At 72.8% G+C, this 23,757-nt stretch carries 21 protein-coding genes and 1 pseudogene; 10 read left to right on the plus strand and 12 right to left on the minus strand.

Translation table 11 applies throughout. The features are described 5' to 3' along the window. Positions 1–99: 99 nt before the first annotated feature. Positions 100–1,584: an amino acid permease gene (locus B6G06_RS05020; RefSeq protein WP_081171264.1), complete on the plus strand. Its 1,485-nt coding sequence runs from the start codon at positions 100–102 to the stop codon at positions 1,582–1,584. 105 nt (positions 1,585–1,689) lie between these two features. Next, positions 1,690–2,424, plus strand: a complete 735-nt coding sequence (locus tag B6G06_RS05025; RefSeq protein ID WP_125898891.1) for a phosphatase PAP2 family protein — start codon at positions 1,690–1,692, stop codon at positions 2,422–2,424. A 31-nt stretch (positions 2,425–2,455) separates the two neighbouring features. On the opposite strand, the gene B6G06_RS05030 is transcribed toward B6G06_RS05025, so the two are convergent. The 3 genes and pseudogenes from B6G06_RS05030 to B6G06_RS05035 form a co-directional block, all read right to left on the minus strand. Further along, positions 2,456–3,826 (minus strand): DNA polymerase Y family protein, encoded by a 1,371-nt coding sequence (locus B6G06_RS05030; protein WP_338025844.1) that lies wholly within the window; start codon positions 3,824–3,826, stop codon positions 2,456–2,458. 97 nt (positions 3,827–3,923) lie between these two features. Further along, positions 3,924–4,145: pseudogene (locus tag B6G06_RS10690) on the minus strand (DNA polymerase Y family protein); the annotation flags it as partial. After that, entirely contained in the window at positions 4,142–4,597 is a 456-nt protein-coding gene (locus B6G06_RS05035) for a hypothetical protein (protein ID WP_081171268.1), read from the minus strand. The pseudogene B6G06_RS10690 and the gene B6G06_RS05035, both read right to left, overlap by 4 nt. A 530-nt stretch (positions 4,598–5,127) precedes the next feature. On the opposite strand from B6G06_RS05035, the gene B6G06_RS05040 reads away from it, so the two are divergent. Continuing rightward, positions 5,128–5,703, plus strand: coding sequence for a YbhB/YbcL family Raf kinase inhibitor-like protein (locus B6G06_RS05040; protein WP_081171270.1), 576 nt, complete (start codon positions 5,128–5,130; stop codon positions 5,701–5,703). Then, positions 5,700–6,587 carry an SDR family oxidoreductase gene (locus B6G06_RS05045; RefSeq protein ID WP_240494020.1) on the plus strand — a complete coding sequence of 296 codons (888 nt, stop codon included), beginning with the start codon at positions 5,700–5,702 and terminating at the stop codon, positions 6,585–6,587. The genes B6G06_RS05040 and B6G06_RS05045 overlap by 4 nt, the downstream gene beginning before the upstream one ends. Before the next feature lie 21 nt (positions 6,588–6,608). Here the strand turns inward: B6G06_RS05045 and B6G06_RS05050 are convergent, their stop codons facing one another. The 4 genes from B6G06_RS05050 to B6G06_RS05065 all read right to left on the minus strand — a co-directional run bounded on the left by B6G06_RS05050 (position 6,609) and on the right by B6G06_RS05065 (position 13,652). Next, a complete protein-coding gene (locus B6G06_RS05050; RefSeq protein WP_080462712.1) occupies positions 6,609–7,067 on the minus strand; it encodes a tRNA (cytidine(34)-2'-O)-methyltransferase in 459 nt (152 codons plus the stop codon). 144 nt (positions 7,068–7,211) lie between these two features. Then, a complete protein-coding gene (acnA, locus tag B6G06_RS05055; protein WP_081171272.1) occupies positions 7,212–9,896 on the minus strand; it encodes an aconitate hydratase AcnA in 2,685 nt (894 codons plus the stop codon). Between the two features lie 226 nt (positions 9,897–10,122). Beyond that, entirely contained in the window at positions 10,123–11,550 is a 1,428-nt protein-coding gene (locus B6G06_RS05060; RefSeq protein WP_240494122.1) for a class I SAM-dependent RNA methyltransferase, read from the minus strand. A gap of 5 nt (positions 11,551–11,555) precedes the next feature. After that, the gene (locus B6G06_RS05065; RefSeq protein ID WP_081171276.1) at positions 11,556–13,652 is read right to left on the minus strand and encodes an APC family permease; all 2,097 of its coding nucleotides are present in this window, start codon (positions 13,650–13,652) and stop codon (positions 11,556–11,558) included. Between the two features lie 58 nt (positions 13,653–13,710). Between B6G06_RS05065 and B6G06_RS05070 the strand changes: the two genes are divergently transcribed. Both B6G06_RS05070 and B6G06_RS05075 read left to right on the plus strand, forming a co-directional pair. Continuing rightward, entirely contained in the window at positions 13,711–14,376 is a 666-nt protein-coding gene (locus tag B6G06_RS05070) for a potassium channel family protein (protein ID WP_081171278.1), read from the plus strand. Positions 14,377–14,379: 3 nt separating this feature from the next. Further along, complete coding sequence (locus B6G06_RS05075; RefSeq protein ID WP_081171280.1) at positions 14,380–15,045, plus strand: potassium channel family protein; 666 nt, start codon at positions 14,380–14,382, stop codon at positions 15,043–15,045. A gap of 35 nt (positions 15,046–15,080) precedes the next feature. Here the strand turns inward: B6G06_RS05075 and B6G06_RS05080 are convergent, their stop codons facing one another. From B6G06_RS05080 to B6G06_RS05095, 4 genes are read right to left on the minus strand one after another with little or no spacing between them, the layout of a single operon-like run. Beyond that, entirely contained in the window at positions 15,081–15,788 is a 708-nt protein-coding gene (locus B6G06_RS05080) for a DUF3159 domain-containing protein (protein WP_081171282.1), read from the minus strand. Continuing rightward, a complete protein-coding gene (locus tag B6G06_RS05085) occupies positions 15,785–16,171 on the minus strand; it encodes an OB-fold nucleic acid binding domain-containing protein (RefSeq protein WP_080462719.1) in 387 nt (128 codons plus the stop codon). The genes B6G06_RS05080 and B6G06_RS05085 overlap by 4 nt, the downstream gene beginning before the upstream one ends. Beyond that, a complete protein-coding gene (locus B6G06_RS05090) occupies positions 16,168–16,887 on the minus strand; it encodes a DUF3710 domain-containing protein (RefSeq protein ID WP_080462720.1) in 720 nt (239 codons plus the stop codon). Before B6G06_RS05090 ends, B6G06_RS05085 begins: the two co-directional genes overlap by 4 nt. Before the next feature lie 58 nt (positions 16,888–16,945). Continuing rightward, on the minus strand, positions 16,946–17,254 hold the full coding sequence (locus B6G06_RS05095) for a DUF4193 domain-containing protein (protein WP_017178468.1): 309 nt from the start codon (positions 17,252–17,254) through the stop codon (positions 16,946–16,948). A gap of 268 nt (positions 17,255–17,522) precedes the next feature. Here B6G06_RS05095 and sepH point away from each other — a divergent pair, with 268 nt between their 5' ends. Continuing rightward, positions 17,523–18,731 carry a septation protein SepH gene (gene sepH, locus B6G06_RS05100; protein WP_080462721.1) on the plus strand — a complete coding sequence of 403 codons (1,209 nt, stop codon included), beginning with the start codon at positions 17,523–17,525 and terminating at the stop codon, positions 18,729–18,731. A gap of 28 nt (positions 18,732–18,759) precedes the next feature. On the opposite strand, the gene B6G06_RS05105 is transcribed toward sepH, so the two are convergent. After that, positions 18,760–20,064: an alkaline phosphatase family protein gene (locus B6G06_RS05105; RefSeq protein ID WP_080462722.1), complete on the minus strand. Its 1,305-nt coding sequence runs from the start codon at positions 20,062–20,064 to the stop codon at positions 18,760–18,762. A gap of 70 nt (positions 20,065–20,134) precedes the next feature. On the opposite strand from B6G06_RS05105, the gene B6G06_RS05110 reads away from it, so the two are divergent. From B6G06_RS05110 to B6G06_RS05125, 3 genes are read left to right on the plus strand one after another with little or no spacing between them, the layout of a single operon-like run. Beyond that, the gene (locus tag B6G06_RS05110) at positions 20,135–22,639 is read left to right on the plus strand and encodes a DNA gyrase/topoisomerase IV subunit A (RefSeq protein WP_081171284.1); all 2,505 of its coding nucleotides are present in this window, start codon (positions 20,135–20,137) and stop codon (positions 22,637–22,639) included. Positions 22,640–22,665: 26 nt separating this feature from the next. After that, positions 22,666–23,316, plus strand: a complete 651-nt coding sequence (locus tag B6G06_RS05120; protein WP_125898892.1) for an amidohydrolase family protein — start codon at positions 22,666–22,668, stop codon at positions 23,314–23,316. Next, positions 23,258–23,755, plus strand: a complete 498-nt coding sequence (locus B6G06_RS05125; RefSeq protein WP_081171290.1) for an amidohydrolase family protein — start codon at positions 23,258–23,260, stop codon at positions 23,753–23,755. Before B6G06_RS05120 ends, B6G06_RS05125 begins: the two co-directional genes overlap by 59 nt. Positions 23,756–23,757: the final 2 nt, after the last annotated feature.

A 23,757-nucleotide genomic window follows, 5' to 3' on the forward strand; every position in this document is an offset into this window, starting at 1 on the left:
CAATCCCCGTCGTTCACCCGCGGAGTAGCTACTGTGCCCGCATTCCCAATGTCGGCGACTCATCCCTGAGCGCCGCGCCACCTCGATCCAGGATCCAGCATGACCGATTCCCAGCTTGCGGGCGCCGCCGCAGAGTCCGACGGAGAACAGGAAGAGCCCCAGGAGCTGAGCCGCAGCCTGCTCAGCCGCCACCTCACCATGATCTCGATCGGCGGTGCGATCGGCACCGGCCTGTTCGTCGCCTCCGGCGCCACCATCTCCCAAGCGGGCCCCGGCGGCGCGCTCGTGGCCTACGCCGCCGTCGGCATCATGGTGTGGCTCATCATGCAGTCCCTGGGCGAGATGGCCGCCTACCTACCGGTGGCCGGTTCCTTCGGCGAGTACGGGACGCGCTTCGTCTCCCGCTCCTTCGGCTTCGCGATCGGCTGGAACTACTGGTTCAACTGGGCGATCACCGTGGCCGCCGAGCTCGTGGCGGCGGCGCTGGTGATGAAGTACTGGCTGCCGGACGTCCCCTCCCTGGTCTGGTCAGCCCTCTTCCTCATCATCCTGTTCGCCATCAATGCCCTGAGCGCCCGCGCCTACGGGGAGTCCGAGTTCCTCTTCGCCTCGATCAAGGTGGTCGCCGTCGTCGTCTTCCTCATCCTCGGCACGGCGATGATCGCCGGGATCCTGGGCGGCCCCAGCCCGGGCATGACGAACTGGACCATGGGCGAAGCGCCCTTCGTGGGAGGCGGTGAGGGGATCCTCCTCGTCCTCCTCGTAGCCGGCTACTCCTTCCAGGGCACCGAGCTCATCGGGACGGCTGCAGGCGAGGCGGAGAACCCCGAGCGCACCATCCCCCGCGCCATCCGCACGATCTTCTGGCGCATCCTGCTGTTCTACATCGGGGCGATCGCCATCATCGGCTTCCTCATCCCCTACACCGACCCCAATCTGCTCAACTCCTCGGAGTCCAATATCTCGGTGTCCCCCTTCACGCTCGTCTTCGAGCGAGCGGGCGTCCTGGGGGCCGCCTCGGTCATCAACGCGATCATCCTCACCTCCGTGCTCTCAGCGGGCACCTCCGGCCTGTACTCCTCCACCCGGATGCTCTTCGCGCTGGCCGAGCGCGGGCACGCCCCGCACTTCCTCACGCGCCTGTCCTCCCACCAGGTGCCGATGAACGCGCTCGTGGCCACGACCCTCGTGGGCCTGGCGGGCTTCATCACCTCCCTCATCGGCGACGGCGCCGCCTACGAGTTCCTGCTCACCCTGTCCGCCCTGGCGGGCTTCATCACCTGGGCGGGCATCTCCTGGTGCCACTGGCGCTTCCGCATGGCCCTCGAGGCGCAGGGGCGCCCGCTGACCGACCTGCCCTACCGGGCCCGGTTCTTCCCCGCGGGCGCCATCGTGGCCCTACTGGCCTGTATCGCCATCATCATCGGGCAGGCCTACGGGCCGATCACCAGTGGGGACTCCCTGGGAAAGATCCTCATGCCCTACATCGGCATCCCGGTGTTCCTGGCCCTGTGGTGGGGGCACAAGCTCGTCACCCACGCCCCCACCGTGGACCCCGCGCAGGCGGACCTGGGCAGGGAGTAGCGGGGGGCAGCGGCGACCCGCGCGACGTCGGGCAGTCCGCCGGGACGGGGAGCGCCCCATGGGCTCCCGCAGCGTCGGCACAGCGCGCGCCCCTAGGATGACCTCGTGCGATTCTCATTACCGGTACTCCCCGAGCCATCGTTGCGGTCCCTGCCGTCCAGTCGGGCCATCGCCTGGACGATGGCGGTGGCGCTCGCCGTCTTCACCATCGCGGCGGTCGCCACGCTCACTGTCAACGGCGGCAGGGGCGCCGGTGCGGGCGCCCCCGGCCGGACTCTGGCCGTCGACCTGTGGGCGGCCAGGCGGGCGGCCTCGTTGCGCGCCCCCGCGCTCACGCCCCTCGCCTGGTCCCTCACCCATGCAGGAGGGACGATCGGCCTCACACTCCTCACAGCGGCGATCGCTCCCGCGCTGGCTCTGCGGGGCCTTGGGGCGCAGGCGGTCATCCTGGTGGCCTCCATGAGCGGCGCGTCCATCCTCACCCTCGCGCTCAAGGGAGTCTTCAGCCGCCCGCGCCTGGGCGCCGAGTTCCGCCTGGGCCCACCCCTGCGCACCGCGGCCTTCCCCTCGGGGCACTCCCTCAACACCGCGGTCTTCATGGCTCTTCTGGCGGGATTCGTCCTCATCTCAGCGGCTTCGCGGGCAGCGCGGGCGGGCGCCGTGGCGGCGGCCCTGGTGGTCACGGCCGCCGTGGGCGCCTCCCGCGTCTACCTCGGCTACCACCGCCTCACGGAGATCCTGGCGGGCTGGGCCCTGGGACTCGCATGGGCTTGCGCCACGGCACTCGTGGTCATCGCGCTCAGCCGTCAGCGGCCGCGCCGCGCCATCACCCACCCGTAGTCCCGTCGCAGCCGGTCGCGGTCCCCCACGGTCAGTCGTAGACGGCGTCGAGCCACCACCTCCCGGAGCGCTCCAGGAGCAGGGGAGGGCCGCAGCGGCGGGTCACTTGCAGGTAGGCGCGCCGGTGGGCGCCGGGCCCCCACCAGCCCTCGTCGATGACCCAGGGCCCGGCCCAGGCCAGGACCTCATCGCTCCCATCCCACTCCGAGCGCGGGCTCCCCGGTTCCCCGATGCGGATGGCGGCGGGAGCGCCGTCGAGGATCCCCTGGGCGTCGACGCCGATCTCCTCCCCCATGGCATCGGCGAGGACCGCGGGCACGCGGTGGCAGGGGACGGTGGCGGGGCTCGGTTCCGGGAGCATCCCGGCCCAGGGCGGCGTCCCCTCGCGCGCGGCGCCGCCCGGGCGCCCCACCGGGGAGGGCCCGGCGGGCGACTCGTCCCAGCCGATGAGGCGGGCGCGGGAGCGCGGGTCCCGCCCGGGGACGAGGCGAGGGGACAGCACCCCGCCGACCCCGAGGAGGGACTCGACGCGCTCGGCGGCCCTGCGAGCGAGGCGCTGCCCCCGCTCGCCCGGGGTCCCCCACAGCCCCTCCCGGTGGGCGCCGGCGACGACGGGCTCGAGAGCGGTCAGGCGCAGGAGGGTCAGGGGTGCGGCGGGCGGGCGGCCGGAGCGGCCGGCCAGCCAGCCCTCGATCTGCCAGCGGACGCGGTCCGTGGTCCAGGAGGGGTCGGGGAAAGAGTCGAGCATCCAGGAGCGGGCGAGCTCGGAACCGTCCTCGCAGCCGGCCTCGATGAGGAGCCGCCCCGCGCCGAGGCCCGCGCCCGCCAGGCGGGAGGCCAGACGCTCGGCGAGCCCGCGGGCCACGAAGGCGGCGGCGTCGGCCCGCTCGATGGGCGGATCGAGGCGCTCCTCGACGCCGATGCTCGCCCGAGGGCGCGGGGCCCGGGGGGCGTCGCGCGCCTCGGCGCTGGCCAGGAGGTGGAGACGCTCCCCGGTGATCCCGAATCGCGCGGCGATATCCCGGCGCGGGAGGCGGGCCAGATCCCCCAGGCGGTGGATGCCCAGGCGCGAGAGCGTCTCGATGACGGCCTTGGCCTCCTGCCCCGCCGCGCGGGAGGTCAGAGCGGCCAGGGCGGAGGGCATCGGCCAGGGGGACAGGAAGTCGGCGGTGGCGCCGGAAGAGACGATGATGCCGCGCCGGGCGGCGAGGACGGCTCCGAGGAGGGAGTCGGCGATGCCGACCTGGCACTCGACGCCGATCCCCTGGGCGACGGCCTCGATGACGGCCTCGGCGAGGGGCTTCTCTCCCCCGGCCCACGCGGCGGGGCCGCGAGCGCCGGACAGGGCCAGGCCGGGCCGCACGATCGAGGGGTCGGCAAGGACGGTGGTCAGGGCCTCCATGACGTCCCCGAAGGCGCGGGCCTCCCGCTCGGGACACGGGGGGGATGACGGCCAGGCCGGGGCACAGGGATCGGGCCAGGCGCAGGCGCATCCCGATGCCCACGCCGGCAGCCCTGGCCGCCGGGGAGGCGGCGACGACGCCCCGAGCGCCGATGACGGCGACCGGCCCGGTGGCCGGATCGGGCGGAGACTCTCCGGATCCCCGGCGGGCCCGGGCCTGATCGCGTGTCTGGAGGGTGAGGGCGACGACTGGCCAGTCGGGGACCCATACAGCGAGGAGTCGCGGGACGGTGGGAGTCGGGGGCGGCGAGGGGCTCATGCGCTCCCCCTGCGGGCAGTAAGGGTGCCGGGCTCGGCGGGGGCGGCGGGGCCCTTGGACGCGGCCGCTCCCTGCTCATCGGCCCCTGCGAGATCCTCGAGCTCCATGCCGCCGCCTCCCAGGCGCAGCTCGAGGCGGGAGCCGCGGGCGTCGTCGTGCAGGCGCCAGGACAGGGCGTCGAGATATCCAGCGGACATCTCCTGCGCGCCCTGGGCGGTGGCGCGCAGGGGGACGAGGGTGCCGCGGGACTCGACGCGCAGGACGCGAGCGCCCTCCCAGGGGATGGAGCTGAGGATGAGGGCGCCGCGGTCCCGGGCGCGGGCGGTCAGGGTGGCGCGATCCCGGGATCGGAGGCGCGAGGCGGGGCGAGCGGCGATGAGGAGGGCGTCGACGCCGTCGAGCAGAGCGGCGGTGACGGCGAGGATGCCGGCGGGGGCGAGTTCCTCCCGCACCGCGTGGACCTCCTCGCCGCCCCCCCCGTGCCAATGGGGACGGCGAGCACGCGGTCGAGGGCGAGGCCGAGGTGGTCGGCGGCGCACCAGCCGAGGTCATCGCCGCCGACCACCGCGCACCACCCCTGGGCGCCCTGGCGGTGAGCGAGGAGGGCGAGCAGGGCGCTGGTCGAGCCGGTGAGGACCACGGCCCCACTGGTGGCGGCGCCCACGCCGAGCCAGGGGCCGGGAGGGGGGGTCGCCGATGAGGCCTTCCCGGGCCCGGGGGGCGAGAGGCTCGCGCGCCGAGCGCAGGCCGGTGCGCTCCTCAGCTCTGGCCAGGGCGCTCCTGGCGGCCCGGAGGCGCGAGAGTCCCTCGTCCCCAACCATGGCGCCTCTCCTCCCGTAGCGCATTCGAACGCATGTTCGAGTTCGGTATGAGCGTAGCGCACGGGGGCGACAGGAATGAAGCCCGCTCGTCAGGCGCCTTCAGGAGAGAGAGACCGGCGTCTAGAGTGGCCCCATAGGCTCGACCGAGAACGGAGGCATCCATGACCGACCTGCGACGCCCGCGCCCCCCTTTCCCCTATGACCTGCTTCCCACCGTCCCCGCATTCACCCTGGAGTCGACGGACATCGCCGCTGGCGCGCGCATCGCGGACCGTTTCACCGCCGCTGCGGGCGAGAGCATCTCGCCCGCCCTGTCGTGGTCGGGCTTCCCCGAGAGCACCTCCTCCTTCGCAGTGTCCTGCTTCGATCCCGATGCCCCAACGCCATCGGGCTGGTGGCACTGGACCATCGTGGATCTCGACGCCTCCACGACCTCCCTGCCACAGGGGGCGGGAGCCTCGGACCTGACCCTTGACGGCGCCGCCTTCCACCTGCGGGGAGACTCGGGTGATCACTCCTACTTCGGCCCCTATCCCCCTGCGGGCGACGGCGATCACCGCTATGTCTTCGCCGTGCACGCCCTGGATGTGGAGACCCTGGGACTCGACGATGAGGCGACGCCGACCATGGCGGCCTTCCAGATGGCGCAGCACGCCCTGGCCCGCGCGACGCTGACCGCCGTCTATTCGCTCCCCGGCGAAGCCGGCGCCGAGCCCTTCCTCCAGGAGCCGGCATGAGCCGACGGGCGGCAGGGCCGCCCATCACCGCGCCTCCGGCCGGTCCGCCCTCCCCCACGGGCGCGGCAAGCCCTTCGCAGGGGGCGGGCACGCGCCGCAGCCGCCGGGACGCGGCGCGCGGCGAGCTCGTGGAAGCGGTCACCGGCGCGTTCCCGGCGGCGCCGATCGGGCGCCACCAGCGTCGGCCGATCGCCGTGGTGACGGGGGCGACGTCGGGGATCGGCCTGGCGATCGCCCAGGACCTGTCCCGGGACCACGACCTCATCCTCATGGCCCGCACGCAGTCGGACCTCGATGACCTGGCCGTCGCCCTGCGCCAGCACGCGGGCACCCGGGTGCGCGCCGTGGCGGTGGATCTGACCGACGACGAGGCGCTGGCCCACGAGGTGACGAGCCTGAGGCTGCCGCGCCTCGATGTGCTCGTCCACTCGGCGGGGGTGGAGGCTCCGGGCCGCGTGGAGGAGCTTGAGCCGGCCCAGTGGCGCTCGGCGCTCAACCTGGACCTGGTGGCGGTCGCGCATCTGACCAAGCTGCTGCTGCCGGCCCTGCGGGTGCGCAAGGGCCTGGTGGTCATGATCAACTCCGGCGCGGGGCACCGCTCCTTCGCGGGCCAGGCCCTGTACTGCGCGGCCAAGCACGGGTTGCGCGCCCTGGCCGACTGCCTGCGGGAGGAGGAGCGCGGAGACCTGCGGGTGACCACCATCTACCCGGGCCGCGTAGACACGCCGCTGCTGAGGCGCCTGCAGGAGGACGCCGGCCAGGAGTACCGGCCGGCGGAGTACATGACCCCGGACTCGGTGGCCTCCGCCGTGCGCGTGGCCGTGGACATGCCTCAGGGCGCGGCCGTGGAGGACCTCATGGTGCGCCCTTCCCAGCTCACCTGAGCCGCGCGTCGTCCTTCCCCGCTAGCGCCCGCCGGGGAAACCAAGGACCCGCCAGGCCTCGTAGAGCCCGATGGCCGCGGAGTTGGCGAGATTGAGGGAGCGATTGCCCTCGACCATGGGGATGCGGACGCGGTCGGTCACGCGGGGGTGGGCCATGACCTCCTCGGGCAGACCGGTCGGCTCGGGCCCGAAGAGAAGGGCATCGTCGGCCCGCCAGTCCACCTGGGTGTGCAGGCGCTCGGCCTGGGCGGTGAAGGCGTAGATCCTCCCGGGGACGTGGACGAGGCAGGACTCCAGGTCCTCGTGGACGCGCGTCCGGGCCAGGTCGTGGTAGTCCAGGCCGGCGCGGCGCAACTTGGCGTCATCCATGTCGAACAGGGGGTCGATGAGGTGGAGCATGGCGCCGGTGTTGGCGCTCAGCCTGATGGCGGCGCCGGTGTTCCCGGGGATCCGCGGCTCGAAGAAGACGACGTGCAGCACGCGGACCATCCTGCCACCCGCGGTCCCGCCCCCGCGCTCGGGGGGGGGAGGAGGGGGCGCGGTCGATCCGGCGTCCACTGCGGCGCCGTCGGGGATGAGGCGGACCTCAGCCGCGGTCCCGCGCGCCGGCAGGATCAGGGTTTCTCAGCCGCGGGCGAGCGAGCGCAGGACGTACTGGAGGATGCCGCCGTTGCGGAAGTAGTCGGCCTCGCCGGGGGTGTCGATGCGCACGACCGCCTCGAAGATCGTCGCAGTCCCGTCAGCCCGCTCGGCGCGCACAGCCGCGGTCCGCGGCGTCACGCCGTCGTTGAGGGCGGTCAGGCCCGTGATCGAGAAGGACTCCGTACCATCCAATCCCAACGAGGCGGCCGACTGCCCCGCAGGGAACTGCAGGGGCACCACGCCCATGCCGATGAGGTTGGAGCGGTGGATGCGCTCGAAGGACTCGGCGATGACCGCTCGCACGCCCAGCAGGGCCGTACCCTTGGCCGCCCAGTCGCGCGAGGAGCCCGAGCCGTACTCCTTGCCCCCCAGAACCACCAGAGAGACACCCGCGGCCCGGTAGGCCTGGGAGGCATCGAAGATCGACTCGGTCTCACCGGTGAGGAAGTTGCGGGTGTACCCGCCCTCGACGCCATCGAGGAGCTGGTTGCGCAGGCGGATGTTGGCGAAGGTGCCGCGGATCATCACCTCGTGGTTGCCGCGGCGTGAGCCGTAGGAGTTGAAGTCCGCCCTGGCCACGCCATGCTCGGCGAGGTAGCGCCCGGCCGGGGAGTCGGCCTTGATGGCGCCGGCAGGCGAGATGTGGTCCGTGGTCACCGAGTCCCCGAGGAGTGCGAGCACGCGGGCGCCCTCGATATCCGTCACCGGCGTCAGCTCCATGGTCAGCCCCTCGAAGAAGGGCGCCTTGCGCACATAGGTGGAGTCGGCATCCCACGTGAAGGTCTGGCCCTCAGGGGTGTCCAGGCCGCGCCAGCGCTCGTCACCGGCGAAGACGTCGGCGTAGTCGCGCTCGTACATCTCGCGGTCGATGGTGGCATCGATCGTGGCCTGAACCTCGGCGGGGGTGGGCCAGATATCCGCCAGGAGCACGTCGTTCCCCTCGAGGTCCCGACCGAGCGGCTCAGTGGCGAAGTCGAAGTCCATCGTCCCGGCCAACGCGTAGGCGATGACCATCGGCGGGGAGGCCAGATAGTTCATCTTCACATCGGGGTTGATGCGGCCCTCGAAGTTGCGGTTGCCCGACAGCACCGATACCACCGCCAGGTCCGCCTCATTCACCGCGGCCGAGACCTCCTCGGGCAGGGGCCCGGAGTTGCCGATGCAGGTGGCACAGCCGTAGCCCACCACGTTGAAGCCCAGCGCATCCAGCGCCGGCCATAGCCCGGCCTTGGCGTAGTAGTCCGTGACCACTTGGCTTCCGGGCGCGGTGGAGGTCTTCACCCAGGGCTTGGAGCGCAGTCCGCGCGCCACCGCGTTGCGGGCCAGCAGGCCCGCGGCCACCATGACCGAGGGATTGGAGGTGTTGGTGCACGAGGTGATGGAGGCGATGACGACGCGCCCGTGGTCGAGCTCGGTGGCAGTGCCATCGGCCAGGGTCACGCCGGTGGGCTTGTGGTTCTCGGGCGCGTAGGCGGGCAGGGCCTCACGGAAGGCCTCCTTGGCCCGGGAGAGCTCGATGCGGTCCTGAGGGCGCTTGGGACCGGCGATCGAGGGGACGACGGTGGCCAGGTCGAGCTCCAGGTACTCGGAGTACACGGGATCGCGGGAGGGGTCGTGCCACAGGCCCTGGGCCTTGGCATAGGCCTCCACCAGGGCGATGGACTCCTCGGAACGGCCGGTCAGGCGCAGGTAGTCCAGGGTGATGCCGTCGATGGGGAACATGGCGGCGGTGGAGCCGAACTCCGGGCTCATGTTGCCGATGGTGGCGCGGTTGGCCAGCGGCACCGCGCCCACGCCCTCGCCGTAGAACTCCACGATCTTGCCGACCACTCCGTGCGCGCGCAGCATCTGGGTGATGGTGAGGACCACGTCCGTGGCAGTGGCCGCGGCGGGGATCTGTCCGGTGAGCTTGAAGCCGACGACGCGCGGGATGAGCATGGACACGGGCTGGCCGAGCATGGCGGCCTCGGCCTCGATGCCTCCCACGCCCCAGCCGAGCACGCCCAGCCCGTTGACCATGGTGGTGTGGGAGTCCGTGCCCACACAGGTGTCCGGGTAGGCCACGGTCGCCCGGGCGCCGCCGCGCTCCTCGGTGCGGGTGAAGACCGTGCGGGCGAGGAACTCGATGTTGACCTGGTGGACGATGCCCGTGCCCGGGGGCACGACGCGGAAGTTGTCGAGAGCCCCCTGGCCCCAGCGCAGGAACTGGTAGCGCTCGGCGTTGCGCTCGTACTCGCGCTCCTTGTTGCGCTCCAGGGAGTCGGCCAGGCCGAAGGAGTCAATCTGCACCGAGTGGTCGATGACCATCTCCGCGGGGGCGAGCGGGTTGATGACGGCCGGATCCCCACCGAGCTCGGCGACGGCCTCGCGCATGGTGGCCAGGTCCACGATGCAGGGAACGCCGGTGAAGTCCTGCATGACGACGCGCGCCGGGGTGAACTGGATCTCCGTGTCCGGCTCAGCGGTGGGCTCCCATGAGGCCAGGGCCCGCACATGCTCGGCGGTGACGTTCTCGCCATCCTCGGTGCGCAGCAGGTTCTCCGCCAGCACCTTGAGGGAGTAGGGCAGGCGCTCCAGGCCTGGGACGGCGCTGAGGCGGTAGTACTCGTAAGCGGCGCCGTCGACGTCGAGGATGGCGCGGGATCCGAAGGTGTCGATGCTGGTCAACGTCGCTCCTGTTGCTCGAGGATCACCGGAGGCGGCGCGGCCCGGGTCGTCCGGCGCGGGCCCGCCCGGTGTGGCGCCCACGCTATCCGACGGCGCGTCATCGCCCGTCAACATGCCGATCCGGTGCGGTGCGCCCGTCCTTGGGGAAGGGGAGCGAGCACCGAATATCGCGAGCCGCTCCGCACCTAACCGGCACCGGGCCGCCCCGCGCCGGAGGGCGCCGGGCTCAGGGGCGCTGGAGCACTGCGATCGTCTCGAAGTGGTGGGTGTGGGGGAACATGTCGAGGGCTCGCAGGTCCTCCAGGCGGTAGCCGCCGCGCAGGAGGCAGCCCACGTCCCTGGCCAGGGCCGCGGGGTCGCAGGCCACCAGCACGACCCGCCCGGGGCCCATCTCCACGATCGCCTCGATGACGTCCCTGCCCGCGCCCTGGCGGGGAGGGTCGAGGACGACAACGTCGGCGCGCCCATCCGCACCGGGGCCGAAGGATCGCCCGAGCTCAGCGACCGAGGCGCCCGTCACCCGGCCCGCCATCAGGCGGGCCGGGGGAGCCGGGCGCAGATTGCGGTCGGCATCGCGCACCGCGCGCTCGGAGCCCTCCAGGGAGATGACCTCGCCGGCCAGCAGGGCCAGTGGGAGGGTGAGCAGGCCCGAGCCGGAGTAGAGCTCCAGGACGCGGGGCCCTCCCGGCCGACCGGCGCCGGAGGCGTCCGCCCCGCCCGCCTCATCGCCCAGGGCACTGCGGGTCACGGCCTCCACGAGGACCCGGGGGGCATCCCGGTGGATCTGCCAGAAGGCGTCGGCGCGCACCGTGTAGCGCAGCTGCCCCAGGCCGAGGCCCGAAGCATCGACGGACTCGTCCACCCGCTGCCTGCTCAGGGGGCGCCCGGTGGTCGACAGGACGGTGCCGTCGACGATGACAACGGGAGCGCCCGCGCTGGGGGCGACGGCCTCGACATGCCGTGCCCCGGCCAGGCGCCGGCGCCAGGACCCGCGCATGGTCAGGCCCAGATCCCGGATGGCAGGGACCGCCAGTGGGATGTCGCGCACGGGCAGGATCGTCGCCGAGCGAAAGGCATGCATGCCGGGGGTGCCGTTGTCGTCGATGGCGAGCTCGATGCGGGTGCGCGTACCGGTCCCCGCCAGGGCGCGAACCCGGGGATCCTCGGCGGCCTCGGCGGCCGCCTCATAGGGCATGGGCTCGACGGGCACACCGCCGGGAGGCGTCGAGGAGGGCAGGGCCAGGACGGCCTCGGCAACCTCCGGTCCACCGATGCGGCGCAGGCAGTCGGCCAGGACCCATCGCTTCCAGGTGCGCTGGGCGGGCAAGGCCACATGGGACAGCTCTCCTCCGCCGACCCCGCCGGGGCCGGCCTCGGGCCACACCGGCTCCACCCGGTCCGGGGAGGCGGTGAGTGCCTCGACGGCGTCAGCGCGCCACATCTTGGAGGTCCTGGCGGTGATGCGCGCCCGCACGGTCTCCCCAGGCAGCGCGTGGCGCACGAAGACCACGCGGCCCCCCGGCTCCCCCTGGGGCCGGGCCACGCAATGCCCTCCGTGGGCGGGGGGCCCGACGACGAGGATCATCTCCTCCGGCTCATGGGCAGCGCCCTGGGTCTGCTCCCGGCGGGCCGGACCGCGCCCCCGCCCTCTCATGGCTCTCATGGCCTCTTCCCCGCGTCGGGGCCGGAGGTGCCGACGAGCGCCGCGGCACCACGACGACGGGCCCGCGCGCCCCGGCGCACCGCCTCATCGGCGTCGACGATGCCTGCGGCCGAGGCCAGGCGCCGCTCCTGGCGCGCCCGCCGCATCCCCGGAGCCCCCAACTGCCACGGCACCGAGGCCACCACCACCCCGGGGGTGAACAGGAGCGCCGTCTTGATGCGCAGCGCCATCTGGTTGTGCAGCACCTGCTCCCACCAGTGCCGCACCAGGTACTCGGGGATGAAGACGACGACGAGGTCGCGCGGGGACTCCCGGCGCACCGAGCGCACATAGGCGATGACCGAGCGGGTGATATCGCGGTAGGGCGAGTCGAGGACGGTCAGGGGGACCTGGAGGTCCGCCTCGTCCCAGTCGTCCAGGAGCCGGTCGGCCCGGTCGTCGCCGATATCCACGGTGAGCGCCTCGATCGAGGTCGGGTTCGTGGACAGCGCGTAAGTCAGCGCCCGCAGGGTGGGCTTGTGCAGGCTGGAGGCCAGCACGATGGCGTGGATGTGGGCGGGAAGGACCCGGGAGTCATGCAGATCGGTAATGGCCAGTTCCTCGTGGACCCTGTCGTAGTGGTGGTGGATCCAGTTCATGACCAGGAAGATGATCGCCATGATCGTCAGCGTGATCCACGCGCCTCGGGTGAGCTTGGTGATGAGGACGACGATGAGCACGAGCCCTGTCGCCGCCAGGCCGATGCTGTTGACGATCCGGGAGCGGCTCATCCGGGAGCGCAGCCGGGCATCGGTGGCGGTGGCCAGCTCGCGGGTCCAATGGCGCACCATGCCGATCTGGGACAGGGTGAAGGAGATGAACACGCCCACGATGTAGAGCTGGATGAGGCGGTTGGTGTCGGCCTCGAAGCCGACGATGAAGGCGATCGCCCCGAGCCACAGGGCGATGATCCCGTTGGAGTAGGCCAGGCGGTCGCCGCGCTGGGTGAGCTGGCGCGGCAGGAAGCCGTCGGTGGCCAGGACGCTCGCGAGCGTCGGGAAGCCGTTGAAGGCGGTGTTGGCGGCGAGCACCAGGATGAGGCCCGTCACCGCCGTCACCAGGTAGAACATGGGGCTGAAGCCGGCGAACACGGTGGCGGCGAGCTGGCCGATGACCGGGTCCTGGTGGTAGTCCTCACCCACGGGCAGTCCGTGGGAGGTGAGCTGGGTGGCGGGGTCCTCCACCATGTGGACGCCGGTGGCCCCGGCCAGGTGGATGATGGACATGAGCATCGCCGCGGCGATACCGCCGAGCATAAGCAGCGTCGTCGCCGCGTTCTTCGACTTGGGGCGCTGGAAGCTGGGCACGCCGTTGGAGATCGCCTCCACACCGGTCAGGGCCGCGCAGCCGGAGGAGAAGGCCCGCAGGATGAGGAAGGCGCCGGCCAGGCCCGTCAACCCGGAGTCCCATCCGGGCCCGGCGACGACGTCGAAGGCCGAGGACTCCGCTCTGCCCAGCGTCCCCATGACCTCCTGGACGAAGCCGGTGACGGCCAGGGCGCCGATGGCGATCATGTAGATGTAGGTGGGGATGGCGAAGGCGCCGCCCGCCTCGCGCGTGCCGCGCAGGTTGAGCAGCGCCAGGATGGTGGACACGCCCACGGCGATCTCCACCTTGTAGGGGGCGGCCGCGGGCACGGCGGTCACCAGGTAGGACGATCCCGAGGAGATCGACACGGCGACGGTCAGGACGTAGTCGGCCAGCAGCGCGGAGGCCACGGCGAGGCCGGCGTGGGAGCCCAGGTTGGTGGAGACGACCTCGTAGTCGCCGCCGCCGGAGGGGTAGGCGTGGACGGTCTGGCGGTAGGAGGCCACCACGATGAGCAGCACGCCGACGACGGCCACCGCCACCCAGGGCGACAGAGCGGTGGCGGCCACGCCCGCCAGGGCGAGGGTCACGATCACCTCGTCCGGAGCGTATCCGACGGATGACAGGGCATCCGAGGCGAAGACCGGCAGGGCGATCCGCTTGGGCAGGAGGGTCTCGCCGAGCGCCTCACTGGGCACGGGGCGGCCGACGAGGAGCCGCTTGACGCGGTCGGCGAAGTCACGCACGACCCCGAATGCTATGCCCGCACTCGGCTTCGGCCAAGAATGAGGGTACGGTTCGGTCGTGCACTTCGTCATCATGGGCTGCGGCCGGGTCGGCGCCACCATGGCCTCCCAGCTGGACCGCATGGGCCATTCAGTGGCCGTCATCGATAGGAACTCCGAGGCGTTCCGGCGCCTCCCCAAGGATTTCAACGGCCGCAAGGTCAAGGGCGTGGGTTTCGACCGCGATGCCCTCGAGCAGGCCGGGATCGATGAGGCCTACGCCTTCGCCGCCGTGTCCAACGGGGACAACTCCAATATCGTCTCGGCCCGCGTGGCCCGCGAGACCTTCGGCGTGGAGCACGTGGTCGCCAGGATCTACGACGCCAATCGCGCCGATGTCTACGAGCGGCTGGGCATCCCCACGGTCGCCACCGTGCGCCGCACGGCGGACCAGATGATGCGCTGGATCCTGCCCGGGGGCTCAGCCAGGGAGGCTGAGGACCCCTCCGGCGCGGTCTGCCTCGTCCAGCCCGATGCGTCGTCGGGCTGGGTGGGCGTGTCCGTGGCGACGATCGAGGACCGCGTGGGCGGGCGCGTCGCCTGGATCTCGCGCGGCTCGGGGGCGCTCGTGCCCGAGCCCACCACCCTGCTGCAGGAGCATGACCGCCTCCATCTGGTGGTCGCCACCGAGCGCATCACCGCCGCGCAGCGCGTCCTGTCCCGCCCGCCCGTCCAGGAGGCCTGAGCCATGAAGATCCTCATCGCCGGGGCCGGCAGTGTGGGGCGCTCCATCGCCCGCGAGCTCATCAGCCACGGCCACGAGGTCACGCTCGTGGACCGCTCGGCGGAGGCCATGCGCCTGTCGACCGTCCCCGACGCCGATTGGCAGCTCGCCGACGCTTGCGACGTCGAGGCCCTGGACGACGCCGGGGCCGGGCAGTGCGACGTCGTCGTGGCCTGCACGGGCGACGACAAGGCGAATCTGGTCATCTCCCTGCTGTGCAAGACCGAGTACGGGGTCCCCCGCACGGTGGCGCGCGTCAACAACCCGAAGAACGAGTGGCTCTTCGATGAGACCTGGGGCGTGGACGTGGCCGTCTCGACGCCGCGGATCATGACGGCGCTGGTGGAGGAGGCCGTGAGCGTGGGCTCTCTGGTCGCCCTGTTCACCTTCCACCAGTCCGGGGCCTTCATGCACGAGCTGACCCTGCCGGATGACTCCCCCATGATCGGCGAGCTCGTGTCCTCCGTGGTCCTGCCCCCTCACACGGTGCTCACCGCGATCCTGCGCGAGTACCGGCCGATCACCCCCGATGAGGATGAGCGCTTCGAACGCGGGGACGAGCTCATCTTCCTCACCGCCAAAGAGGGCGAGGCCACGCTGGGGGAGATCCCGGAGATCTTCAACGCCTGACCCCTCATCGCGCGGCCCGGTTCGGCGCGCTCCGGCTAGTCCCGGGGCCGCACCAGGAGCCAGACGATCCACAGGGTCAGCGCGTACAGCGGCAGCCCCAGGATGATTCTGGCCGCCCCGAGCGGCCCGACGGCGCCCGCCAGGTACAGGGGCAGCTCAATGACCAGCCGCAGGGCGAACATGCCCGCCAGCACGGCGGTGCCCCAGGTGTAGCGGCGCCGATCGGCCCGCAGCGCGGGGTCCTTGCGCCAGGAGGCCCAGCCCGCGCCGTCCTCGCCATCGGTGGTGGCGCGCCACAGGCCCATGAGGACTCCCACGAGGGGCCAGCGCAACGCTAGGGAACCCGCGGTGAACGCGAGCCATCCGGCGTTGATGAGCAGGCCCGTGATGTAGAAATCCTCGGCCTTGCCCGTGCGCCAGGCCCAGGCGGCCGAGATGGCGGCCAGGGCTGCCCCACCGATGACCTGGGTGAGGCCCTGGCGGGCGGCCAGGCGCGCCACGAGGCCGACGGCGCTGATGGCCAGGGATGCCACGAGCGCTGGGATGAGGGCGGAGGGGCGCAGCGCGACGATGGTGACGAAGATGAGCGTGGGGGCGACGGATTCGATGATCCCGCGCCAGCCGCCCACGGCGGTCGAGACGTCGAAGGCCTGGGCGCTGATCGCGCCCAGCCCGCCCGAGGGCCTGGCCAGGCCCTCCTCCCGGGCGCCGGGCCCCTGCTCCGGAGCGTGTCCGCGGCTCATCGTCGAGCACCCAGCAGTTCGTAGGCGGGGTTGAAGATCGTGGGCCTCGTGCGGCCGGCGACGACCATGCCCTCCACGGCCAGGCGCGCGCCGGGCTCGATGCCCACGATGCGGCGGCGCCCCATCCACACCAGGTCCACGCTGCCGGTCCCGTCGAAGAGCTGGCCGACGAGCACGGGGCGGGCCTCGGAGGGACGGTAGGTGACGGCGCGCAGCACGCCCGTGACGCGCACGCGGTGGCGGGGGACGATGCCGGCGATCTCCACGGCGCCGAGCTTGGCGAGGCGCTCCCCCGCGACGCGGGCCTCGTCGTCGGCGTCGAGGTCCTCCCGGCTGCGGCCGAGGGAGCGCAGGCGGGCGAGCAGGCCTGGGGCCGGGCTCATCGGACCTCGGCGATGGTGGGGCCCGGGGTGAGCGGGTCCAGGCCGGGCAGGTCCTCGACTTGGGGCATCACCGCAGCGCCCGGGACGCGGAGGGGGAGGATCTCGCGCGGGGGCCGGGCCGCGCCGTCGCGCACGACGACGACGCCGCGGAAGACGTCGCGCAGCTCGCGGGCGGCCGCATCGTCGACGGCGGCCGGACCCTGGAGCACACCGCGCAGGAACCAGCGGGGGCCGTCGACGCCGAGGAAGCGGACTCGCACGGTGCCGGTGGCCCCCTCGGCGTTGCGCACGGGGACCTCGGCGATGATCTCGACGCCGTTCTCGCCGTCGACCTCCTCGGTGCGGGCCTGGGCGCGGCCGAGCTCGTCGAGGATGTCGGCGCGCAGCTCGTCCCAGATCCCAGCGGTGCGGGGGGCGGCGAAGGCGCGCAGCTCCAGCGTGGAGCCGCCCAGGACGAGGGAGACGGCCTGGATGCCGCCGGGGCCGGGGGACTCCATGCGCAGCTGCATGCCATCGATGGCGGGGACCCTCAGGGACCCGAGGTCGATGCGGTTGTCATCGTCGTCCTCGGCGACTTCCTCGGAGTCCCAGGGGCCGTCGGCCGGGCGGGCGGTGGCGGCCGACGAGTCGTCGCCGTCCTCGGGGGAGCCGGCGGAGCCCCCGGCAAGGGCGTCATCATTGCCGCGCTCGCTCTTGCGGCGGGAGAACAGTGCCATATGGGGCTCCTTCGGTGATGGGGGATCCTCGGCCGTAGTCGGCCGACGGGGGCGGCGGTCAGCCGGCGCAGTCGGTGCACACCGGCAGACCGGTGGCGTCGTCGATGTAGGCGAGCTGGCTGCGGTGGTGGACGAGGAAGCACTCCGAGCAGGTGAACTCGTCCTCGAGCTGGGGCACCACGTGGACGCTCAGCTCCTCGCGGGATAGATCGGCGCCGGGGAGCTCGAAGCCCTCGGCGACCTCGTTCTCATCCTCCTCGATCGCCTCGGAGGACTGATCCTTCTGCCGAGCGGCGGTCAGTTCCTCGATGGAATCGGCTTCGGGCTCGTCATCGTGCTTACGCGGGGCGTCGTAGTCGGTCGCCATGGTCCACGTCACTCTCTCTCGTCGACGGCTCGTCACGCGGGGTCCGGCAGCAGGGGCACTACCGGGCAGGCTCGCCTCCACGCAGAGGCGGTCCCGTTCAGAGCAGGGCACGCGCACCATAGCACCGCTGAGGATCAGCGCAAGCCCCTGTGAGACGGGGCGTCCTGCCCTGTCCGGAAGCGGCTCACCGGCGGGCCTCCCCGGCATCCCCGCCCTGTGATGGCAGGCTGTGCCCTGGAACGAGAGATCCTTGAGGAGGCACATCGCCATGATCGAGCTCGAGCTCCTGGGTGCGAACGGCGACACGGTCGTTCTGACGGATGCCGACGGCGAGCGCTACAGCGTTGTGATTGACGACGCCCTGCGCGCCGCGGTGCGCCGTGACCGAATCGCCGCCCTGCCGCAGCCCACGGACGCCGCGCCGACGGACTCCCCCGTGCGCCCCAAGGACCTCCAGTCCCTCATGCGAGCCGGGGCCTCGGCGGAGGAGGTGTCCGTCGCCACTGGTATGGACCTGGAGCACGTGCGCAAGTACGAGGGCCCGGTCATCGCCGAGCGCCGGTGGGCCGTCCAGCAGGCTCAGGCCTGCCGCATCGGCTGGGGCAAGGACTCCCCCGTCCTGGGCGACCTCGTCGTCGACCGCTTGGCCACCCGCGCCGTCACGCCCGCCAGCCTGGAGTGGGATGCCATGCGCGAGGGGCGCGACCCCTGGCGCATCTGCCTCACCTTCGTCCAGGGCGCCCAGGAGAAACAGGCGCGCTGGCTCCTCGACCTCTCCGCGCGCACCGTGACCGCCCTCGACGACGAGGCCCGCTGGCTCACCGAGGCGGCCTCGCCCTCGGCGCGGCGCCCCGACGTCTTCGACCAGGATGACGCCTCACCAGTGCCGAGTGCCCCCCGCTCCTCGCTGCGCACCAGTCGTACGGTCCCCACGGGACTGCCCGTCGTGGAGAAGCCCCTGGAGGGCGCTCCGGGCGGGGCCGCCCCCGCGCTGGACCCCACCGACGCGCTCCTGGCGGACCTGGCCTCCAGCCGAGGGCGGCGCGTGGAGGTCGATATCCCCGATGACGACCCGGCCGGCGCCGAGGCCGCCGCGGATCCCGCCGCCCAGGACCCGTCCCAGGGCGAGGCCCAGGTGCTGTCCATGGAGGGGCGCCGCCGCCGCGCCAAGGGCTCGTCCAACCACCCCGCCGGCAAGCGCAGGGGCGGCGCGGCCGAGAGCCAGGAGCGCGGCTCCGACAGCGCGGAGGACTCGAAGGGGCCCGGCACGAAGGGCTCCCGCTCCCGGCGTGGCAGGGCCGTCGAGCCCGAGGACGTCTCCGACCCCACCACGGAGGTGGCCGCGGTGGCCCGCGTCAGCGGCGTCCTTCAGGAGGCACTGCCAGAGATGCCGCAGGCCCCCGCCAAGCCCAAGCGGCGGGCGCGCCGCTCCGTGCCCTCCTGGGACGAGATCGTCTTCGGCGCCAAGCCCGAGTAGGCGGGCGCGAGGGCGGTGGGTCCCGGCGTCAGGCGCGCGTGATGAGCAGGGGGATGCGCGTCTCGGCGCCGGTGAAGGAGCCGTGGACGCCGGGCATCCCCAGGACGGCGTCGGCGTGGACGCGCGGGTCGAGCACCACCCAAGTGCCGGCGGCCGCCACGAGCACGTCACCGGTGACCCCGCGCGCCCTCTCGCTGAGCGGGCCGAGATGCTCTCCGGCCTCGTCGCGGGTGCCGACCCATAGCGCCCTCTCCCCCAGCTCCGCTCGCCAGCGCTCGGCGAGCGCCGATGCTCGCTCGGAGCGCTCGGCATCGTCCCGGCCGCCGACGTAGAGGTGGGTGAATCGCGGCTCCCCCGCCACGCAGGCGACGTCCCGCATGAGGCGGGGCGAGTCGGTGATGAGGAGGCGGTGCTCGGCGTCGGTATCGACCATACCGTGGTCGGCGGTGAGCATGATCCGCGTGCCGCGCGGGACGCGGCGCTGGAGCTCGGCCATGAGGGCGTCCAGGCGCTCCAACTGGGCCAGCCACTTCTGCGAGCGCCAGCCGTGGGCGTGCCCGGCATGGTCGAGCTCGCCCACGTAGAGGTAGACGAGCGGGATGCCCCGCCTCAGCGCCTCGGCGGCGTGGCCGGCGCGCGATTCCATGGCGTCGGCCCCGATATGGGGGGCGCCGCGCAGGCCCGCCTCGGTCAGGCCCGAGCCGGCGAAGCGGGCGGGCCCGATCGTGACGGCCAGGGGCCGGTCCGCGGCGGGGCGATCGGGGAGACGAAGGCGCTCGAAGATTGTGGGCACGTCCTGCCAGGCGCGCGGGTTCGGGCAGCGCCCCTCCCAGGAGATGAGGCTGAGCAGATCGGAACCGTCGGGGGCGTCCTCGGCGGAGGCCGGGGGCAGCAGGGGGTTGCGCACCGAGTAGCCGACCATGCCGGTCATGCCGGGCAGGGCGCCCGTGCCGAGCGTGGTGAGAGCGGCCGCCGTCGTCGAGGGCCGGCAGGTGACGGCATCGGGGCCCGGCCCCTGGCCAGCGCGGGCGGCGGCCTCGGAGTCGGCCAGCAGGCCCCGCAGGGCCGGGGCGTGGCCCCGACGCTCGCGCAACTGGTCCAAGCCGAGCCCGTCGACGAGCACGACGACGGTCGGCGAGGCCGATGCGGCCCCGCCGACCGGCATCAGCCCCCAGCGCTCAGCGGCATCCTCGGCCTGGGTTTGCGTGAGCGCGCCATCGGGGCCATCGGCCAGGAAGAGCCCGGAGGCGAGGGCGGCGGCGCCCAGGATCTCGCGCAGGTGCGGAACAGGGACGGCCGTGGGCCGATCCCCCGGGTTCTTCGGCGTCGTCATGCGGTCATTGTGCCACCGGGCACGGGTGTCGCTGCCCGGGCGGGAGGAGCCCGGACACGAGAATGCCCCCATGCCGAAGTCCGCCACCCAGACGCCCCCTCCGACCGACGGCGCGATCGTCGAGCAGGATCTCTCCAGCGAGATGCGCTCGAGCTTCCTGGAGTACGCCTACTCCGTCATCTACTCCCGGGCCCTGCCCGACGCCCGTGACGGCCTCAAGCCCGTCCAGCGCCGCATCCTGTTCCAGATGGACCGCATGGGACTGCGGCCGGACCGCCCTCACGTGAAGTCCTCGCGCGTCGTCGGCGATGTCATGGGCAAACTGCACCCCCACGGCGACGTGGCGATCTACGAGGCGCTCGTGCGCCTGGCCCAGCCCTTCACCATGCGCCTGCCGCTCATCGACGGGCACGGCAACTTCGGCTCCCTCGACGACGGCCCCGCCGCCCCTCGCTACACCGAAGCCCGCCTGGCCGCACCGGCGCTGGCGCTTACCGCGGACATCGACGAGGACACGGTCGACTTCTCCCCCAACTACGACTACACGCTCACCGAGCCGGAGGTGCTGCCCGCAGCCTTCCCGAACCTGCTGGTCAACGGCACCTCGGGGATCGCCGTGGGTATGGCGACGAATATGCCGCCGCACAACCTGGGCGAGGTCGTCAGCGCCGCCCGCCACCTCATCGAGCACCCGGATGCCACACTGGAGGACCTCATGGCCTTCGTGCCGGGCCCGGACCTTCCCGCGGGCGGCATGATCGTCGGCCTGGACGGAATCCGGGAGGCCTACCGCACGGGCCGCGGCAAGTTCCTCACCCGCGCCACCGCCCGCGTCGAGAACGTGACGGCCCGCAAGAAGGGCATCGTCGTCACCGAGCTTCCCTACCTCGTGGGGCCGGAGAAGATCATCGCGGCCATCAAGGACAGGGTCGCCTCCAAAAAGCTCCAGGGAATCACCGACGTCGCCGATCTGACCGATAGGAAGAACGGGACCCGCCTGGTCATCGGGGTCAAGAACGGCTACAACCCCGAGGCGGTCCTGGCCCAGCTCTACCGGTACACGCCGCTGGAGGACTCCTTCGGCATCAACAACGTGTGCCTCGTGGACGGCCAGCCCCGCACCCTGGGCCTGCGCGAGCTCCTCGAGGTCTTCGTGGGCCATCGCCTGAGGGTGGTGGAGCGGCGCACCCGCTTCCGCCTGGGCAAGCGGCGCGAGCGCGCGCACCTGGTGGATGGCCTGCTCATCGCCATCCTCGACATCGATGAGGTCATCGCGCTCATCCGCTCCTCGCAGGACGCAGTGACGGCGCGGGAGCGCTTGCAACAGGTCTTCGACCTGTCCGAGGCGCAGGCCTCCTACATCCTGGAGCTGCAGCTGCGGCGCCTGACCAGGTTCTCCGTCATCGAGCTGGAGAAGGAGCGCGACGAGCTCGCCCGGGAGATCGAGGCCCTGGAGGCGATCCTCGCCGACGACGTGCTCCTGCGCCGGGTGGTCTCCCGCGAGCTGTCCTCGGTCTCCGAGGAGTTCGCCACGCCGCGACGCACCGTGCTGTTGGAGGCCTCCGGCGCCGTCCCCAGCTCCGCCGACGGCGCGGGCGACTCGGATGGGGCGGCGGGGCCGGCCCCGGTGGGCCTCATGGCGGGCGCGAAGGATGTGCCCTTGACGATCCCGGACGACCCGTGCCGGATCCTGCTGTCCGCCACGGGCCTCGTGGCGCGCACGGCGGGGTCCGAGCCTGTGCCCCGCTCGGGCGCGAGGCAACCCCATGACGCCCTGGTCTCCCAGGTGGCGACGACGGCGCGCGGCCGCGTGGGCGCGGTGACCGACACCGGCCGCCTCGTGCGCCTCGACGTGGTCTCCGCCCCCGAGGTCCCGCGCCCGGAGGGCGCGCCATCCCTGGCGGGGGGCACCCCGGTGCGCCTCCTGGTGGAGATCGAGCCCGAGGAGCGCGTGGTGGGGCTCGTGCCGGTGGGCGATGCGGGCGCGGCCCCAATCGTCCTGGCCACGGCTGCCGGTGTCATCAAGCGCGTCAAGGTGGGCGATGAGCCCGCCAGGGGCGATTCCTGGGAGGTCATCTCCCTGGCGGACGGCGACTCCGTGGTCTTCGCGGGCACCGCCGCCGACACCGATGTGCTCACCCTCGTGGCCTCGGATGCCCAGTTGCTGCGCTTCGAGGCCTCGAAGGTGCGCCCGCAGGGCCGCGGGGCCGGGGGCATGTCGGGGATCAGCCTGCACGACGGCGCCCGCGTGGTCGCCGCCTCGGCGGTGAGCGCCGATCTGCTGGCCGAGGCGGTGGTGGTCACCGTGGCCGCCAGCGCGGGCGCCCTGCCCGGAACGGGCGGCAGCGTCAAGGTGACGCCCCTGGACCGCTACCCGGCCAAGGGCCGGGCCACCGGGGGCGTGCGCGCGCAGCGGTTCCTGCGCGGCGAGGACGAGTTGGTCCTGGCATGGGTGGGCGTGGGCCCGGCGCGCGCCGTCGGCTCGGGGGGCCAGAGCATCACCCTGCCGGGTCCCGACGAGCGCCGCGATGCCTCCGGCATCCCCACCATCGCGCCGATCACCGCCATCGGCTGATCGCTGCCCGGGACGCGTACAGTTCCATGAGCGGTCTTCTCATCCGTGGCGCGCGCCCTGTCCGCTTCCGAAGCCGCGGCGAGCTGGGCCGCCTGCGCGCCGCTGTCCCCTCCGCGCGCACCGGGCTGAACGGGCCCCCGGCCCCGGGCGGCCCCACGGATCTGAGGATCGAGGCGGGAGCCGTCGTCGAGATGGGACCGGCCCTGGCGCACCGCGACGGCGAGGAGGTCCTTGACGCGGGAGGCGCTTGGCTCATCCCCGGCCTGTGGGACGCTCATGCCCACCTGGACCTGGAGGCCGCTCGCGTGGCGCGCCTCGAGCTGGGGCGCGCCTCCTGCGCGGAGGAGGTTCTGGGAATCGTCGCGGTGCGGGCCCGCGCTCTCCGCGCGGGCGCGGGCGCGGCGGATGGTCCCGCGCTTATCCAGGGCTTCGGGCACCGCCTGTCCAACTGGCCGCGCGTGCCCAGCGTGGCCGAGCTCGACGACATCCCCGGCTCGCGCGAGCTCGTCGAATCGGGCTATCGCAGGGTCTTGGAGGACATGGCCGCCCGCGGCATCACCGGTGTCACCGATATGACCTGGGGGCAGGACTCCCGCCTGGATCGCGCGCCTGGATCGCATGAGCGCGACCGGCCCCCTGCCGGGCCTGCCGCGCATCCGGGTATCGACCTGCCGTGAGGGCCTGGAGGAGCGGATCGACGCCCATCTGCGCACGGGCAGCCCCTTGCCGGGCTCCCCCGCGGGCGGCGACGGCGCGGCGCTGCCGACACAGGGGCCCCTCAAGATCATCTCGGATGGCTCCATGGGCACGGGCACGGCCCGCCTGTGCCGTCCCTACCCCGCTGATCTGGGCCTGGATCATCCCCATGGAGTGATGAGCGTGGGGCTGGACGAGCTCACCCGTCTGCTGGGCCGGGCCCACGAGCATGGGATGACGGCGGCCGCCCACGCCATCGGGGACGCGGCGCTCATCGACGTCGCCGCGCCCGTTCGCGCGGGGTCGCGGGCGGATCTCGTCCCGCTGCCGGATGATCCCCTCATGCTCGGCCCGGAGGATCTGCGGGCAGTGCGCCCCCTGGCCACGGTGGTCGCCGGCGCCCTGACTGCCCACCGCTGAGC

The sequence above is a fragment of the Actinomyces gaoshouyii genome, assembly GCF_002076915.1.
In the GTDB taxonomy this organism is placed as follows: domain Bacteria; phylum Actinomycetota; class Actinomycetes; order Actinomycetales; family Actinomycetaceae; genus Actinomyces; species Actinomyces gaoshouyii.

Excerpts from the sequence above, each read along its gene's own strand:
- B6G06_RS05110 (WP_081171284.1), top strand. The coding sequence starts at position 20,135 with ATGCCGAAGTCCGCCACCCAGACGCCCCCTCCGACCGACGGCGCGATC.
- B6G06_RS05085 (WP_080462719.1), bottom strand. The coding sequence starts at position 16,171 with ATGAGCCCGGCCCCAGGCCTGCTCGCCCGCCTGCGCTCCCTCGGCCGC.
- B6G06_RS05060 (WP_240494122.1), bottom strand. The coding sequence starts at position 11,550 with ATGAGAGGGCGGGGGCGCGGTCCGGCCCGCCGGGAGCAGACCCAGGGC.
- B6G06_RS05125 (WP_081171290.1), top strand. The coding sequence starts at position 23,258 with ATGAGCGCGACCGGCCCCCTGCCGGGCCTGCCGCGCATCCGGGTATCG.
- B6G06_RS05045 (WP_240494020.1), top strand. The coding sequence starts at position 5,700 with ATGAGCCGACGGGCGGCAGGGCCGCCCATCACCGCGCCTCCGGCCGGT.
- B6G06_RS05040 (WP_081171270.1), top strand. The coding sequence starts at position 5,128 with ATGACCGACCTGCGACGCCCGCGCCCCCCTTTCCCCTATGACCTGCTT.
- B6G06_RS05095 (WP_017178468.1), bottom strand. The coding sequence starts at position 17,254 with ATGGCGACCGACTACGACGCCCCGCGTAAGCACGATGACGAGCCCGAA.
- B6G06_RS05090 (WP_080462720.1), bottom strand. The coding sequence starts at position 16,887 with ATGGCACTGTTCTCCCGCCGCAAGAGCGAGCGCGGCAATGATGACGCC.
- B6G06_RS05030 (WP_338025844.1), bottom strand. The coding sequence starts at position 3,826 with ATGGAGGCCCTGACCACCGTCCTTGCCGACCCCTCGATCGTGCGGCCC.
- B6G06_RS05075 (WP_081171280.1), top strand. The coding sequence starts at position 14,380 with ATGAAGATCCTCATCGCCGGGGCCGGCAGTGTGGGGCGCTCCATCGCC.
- B6G06_RS05120 (WP_125898892.1), top strand. The coding sequence starts at position 22,666 with ATGAGCGGTCTTCTCATCCGTGGCGCGCGCCCTGTCCGCTTCCGAAGC.
- B6G06_RS05020 (WP_081171264.1), top strand. The coding sequence starts at position 100 with ATGACCGATTCCCAGCTTGCGGGCGCCGCCGCAGAGTCCGACGGAGAA.
- sepH (WP_080462721.1), top strand. The coding sequence starts at position 17,523 with ATGATCGAGCTCGAGCTCCTGGGTGCGAACGGCGACACGGTCGTTCTG.
- B6G06_RS05105 (WP_080462722.1), bottom strand. The coding sequence starts at position 20,064 with ATGACGACGCCGAAGAACCCGGGGGATCGGCCCACGGCCGTCCCTGTT.
- B6G06_RS05080 (WP_081171282.1), bottom strand. The coding sequence starts at position 15,788 with ATGAGCCGCGGACACGCTCCGGAGCAGGGGCCCGGCGCCCGGGAGGAG.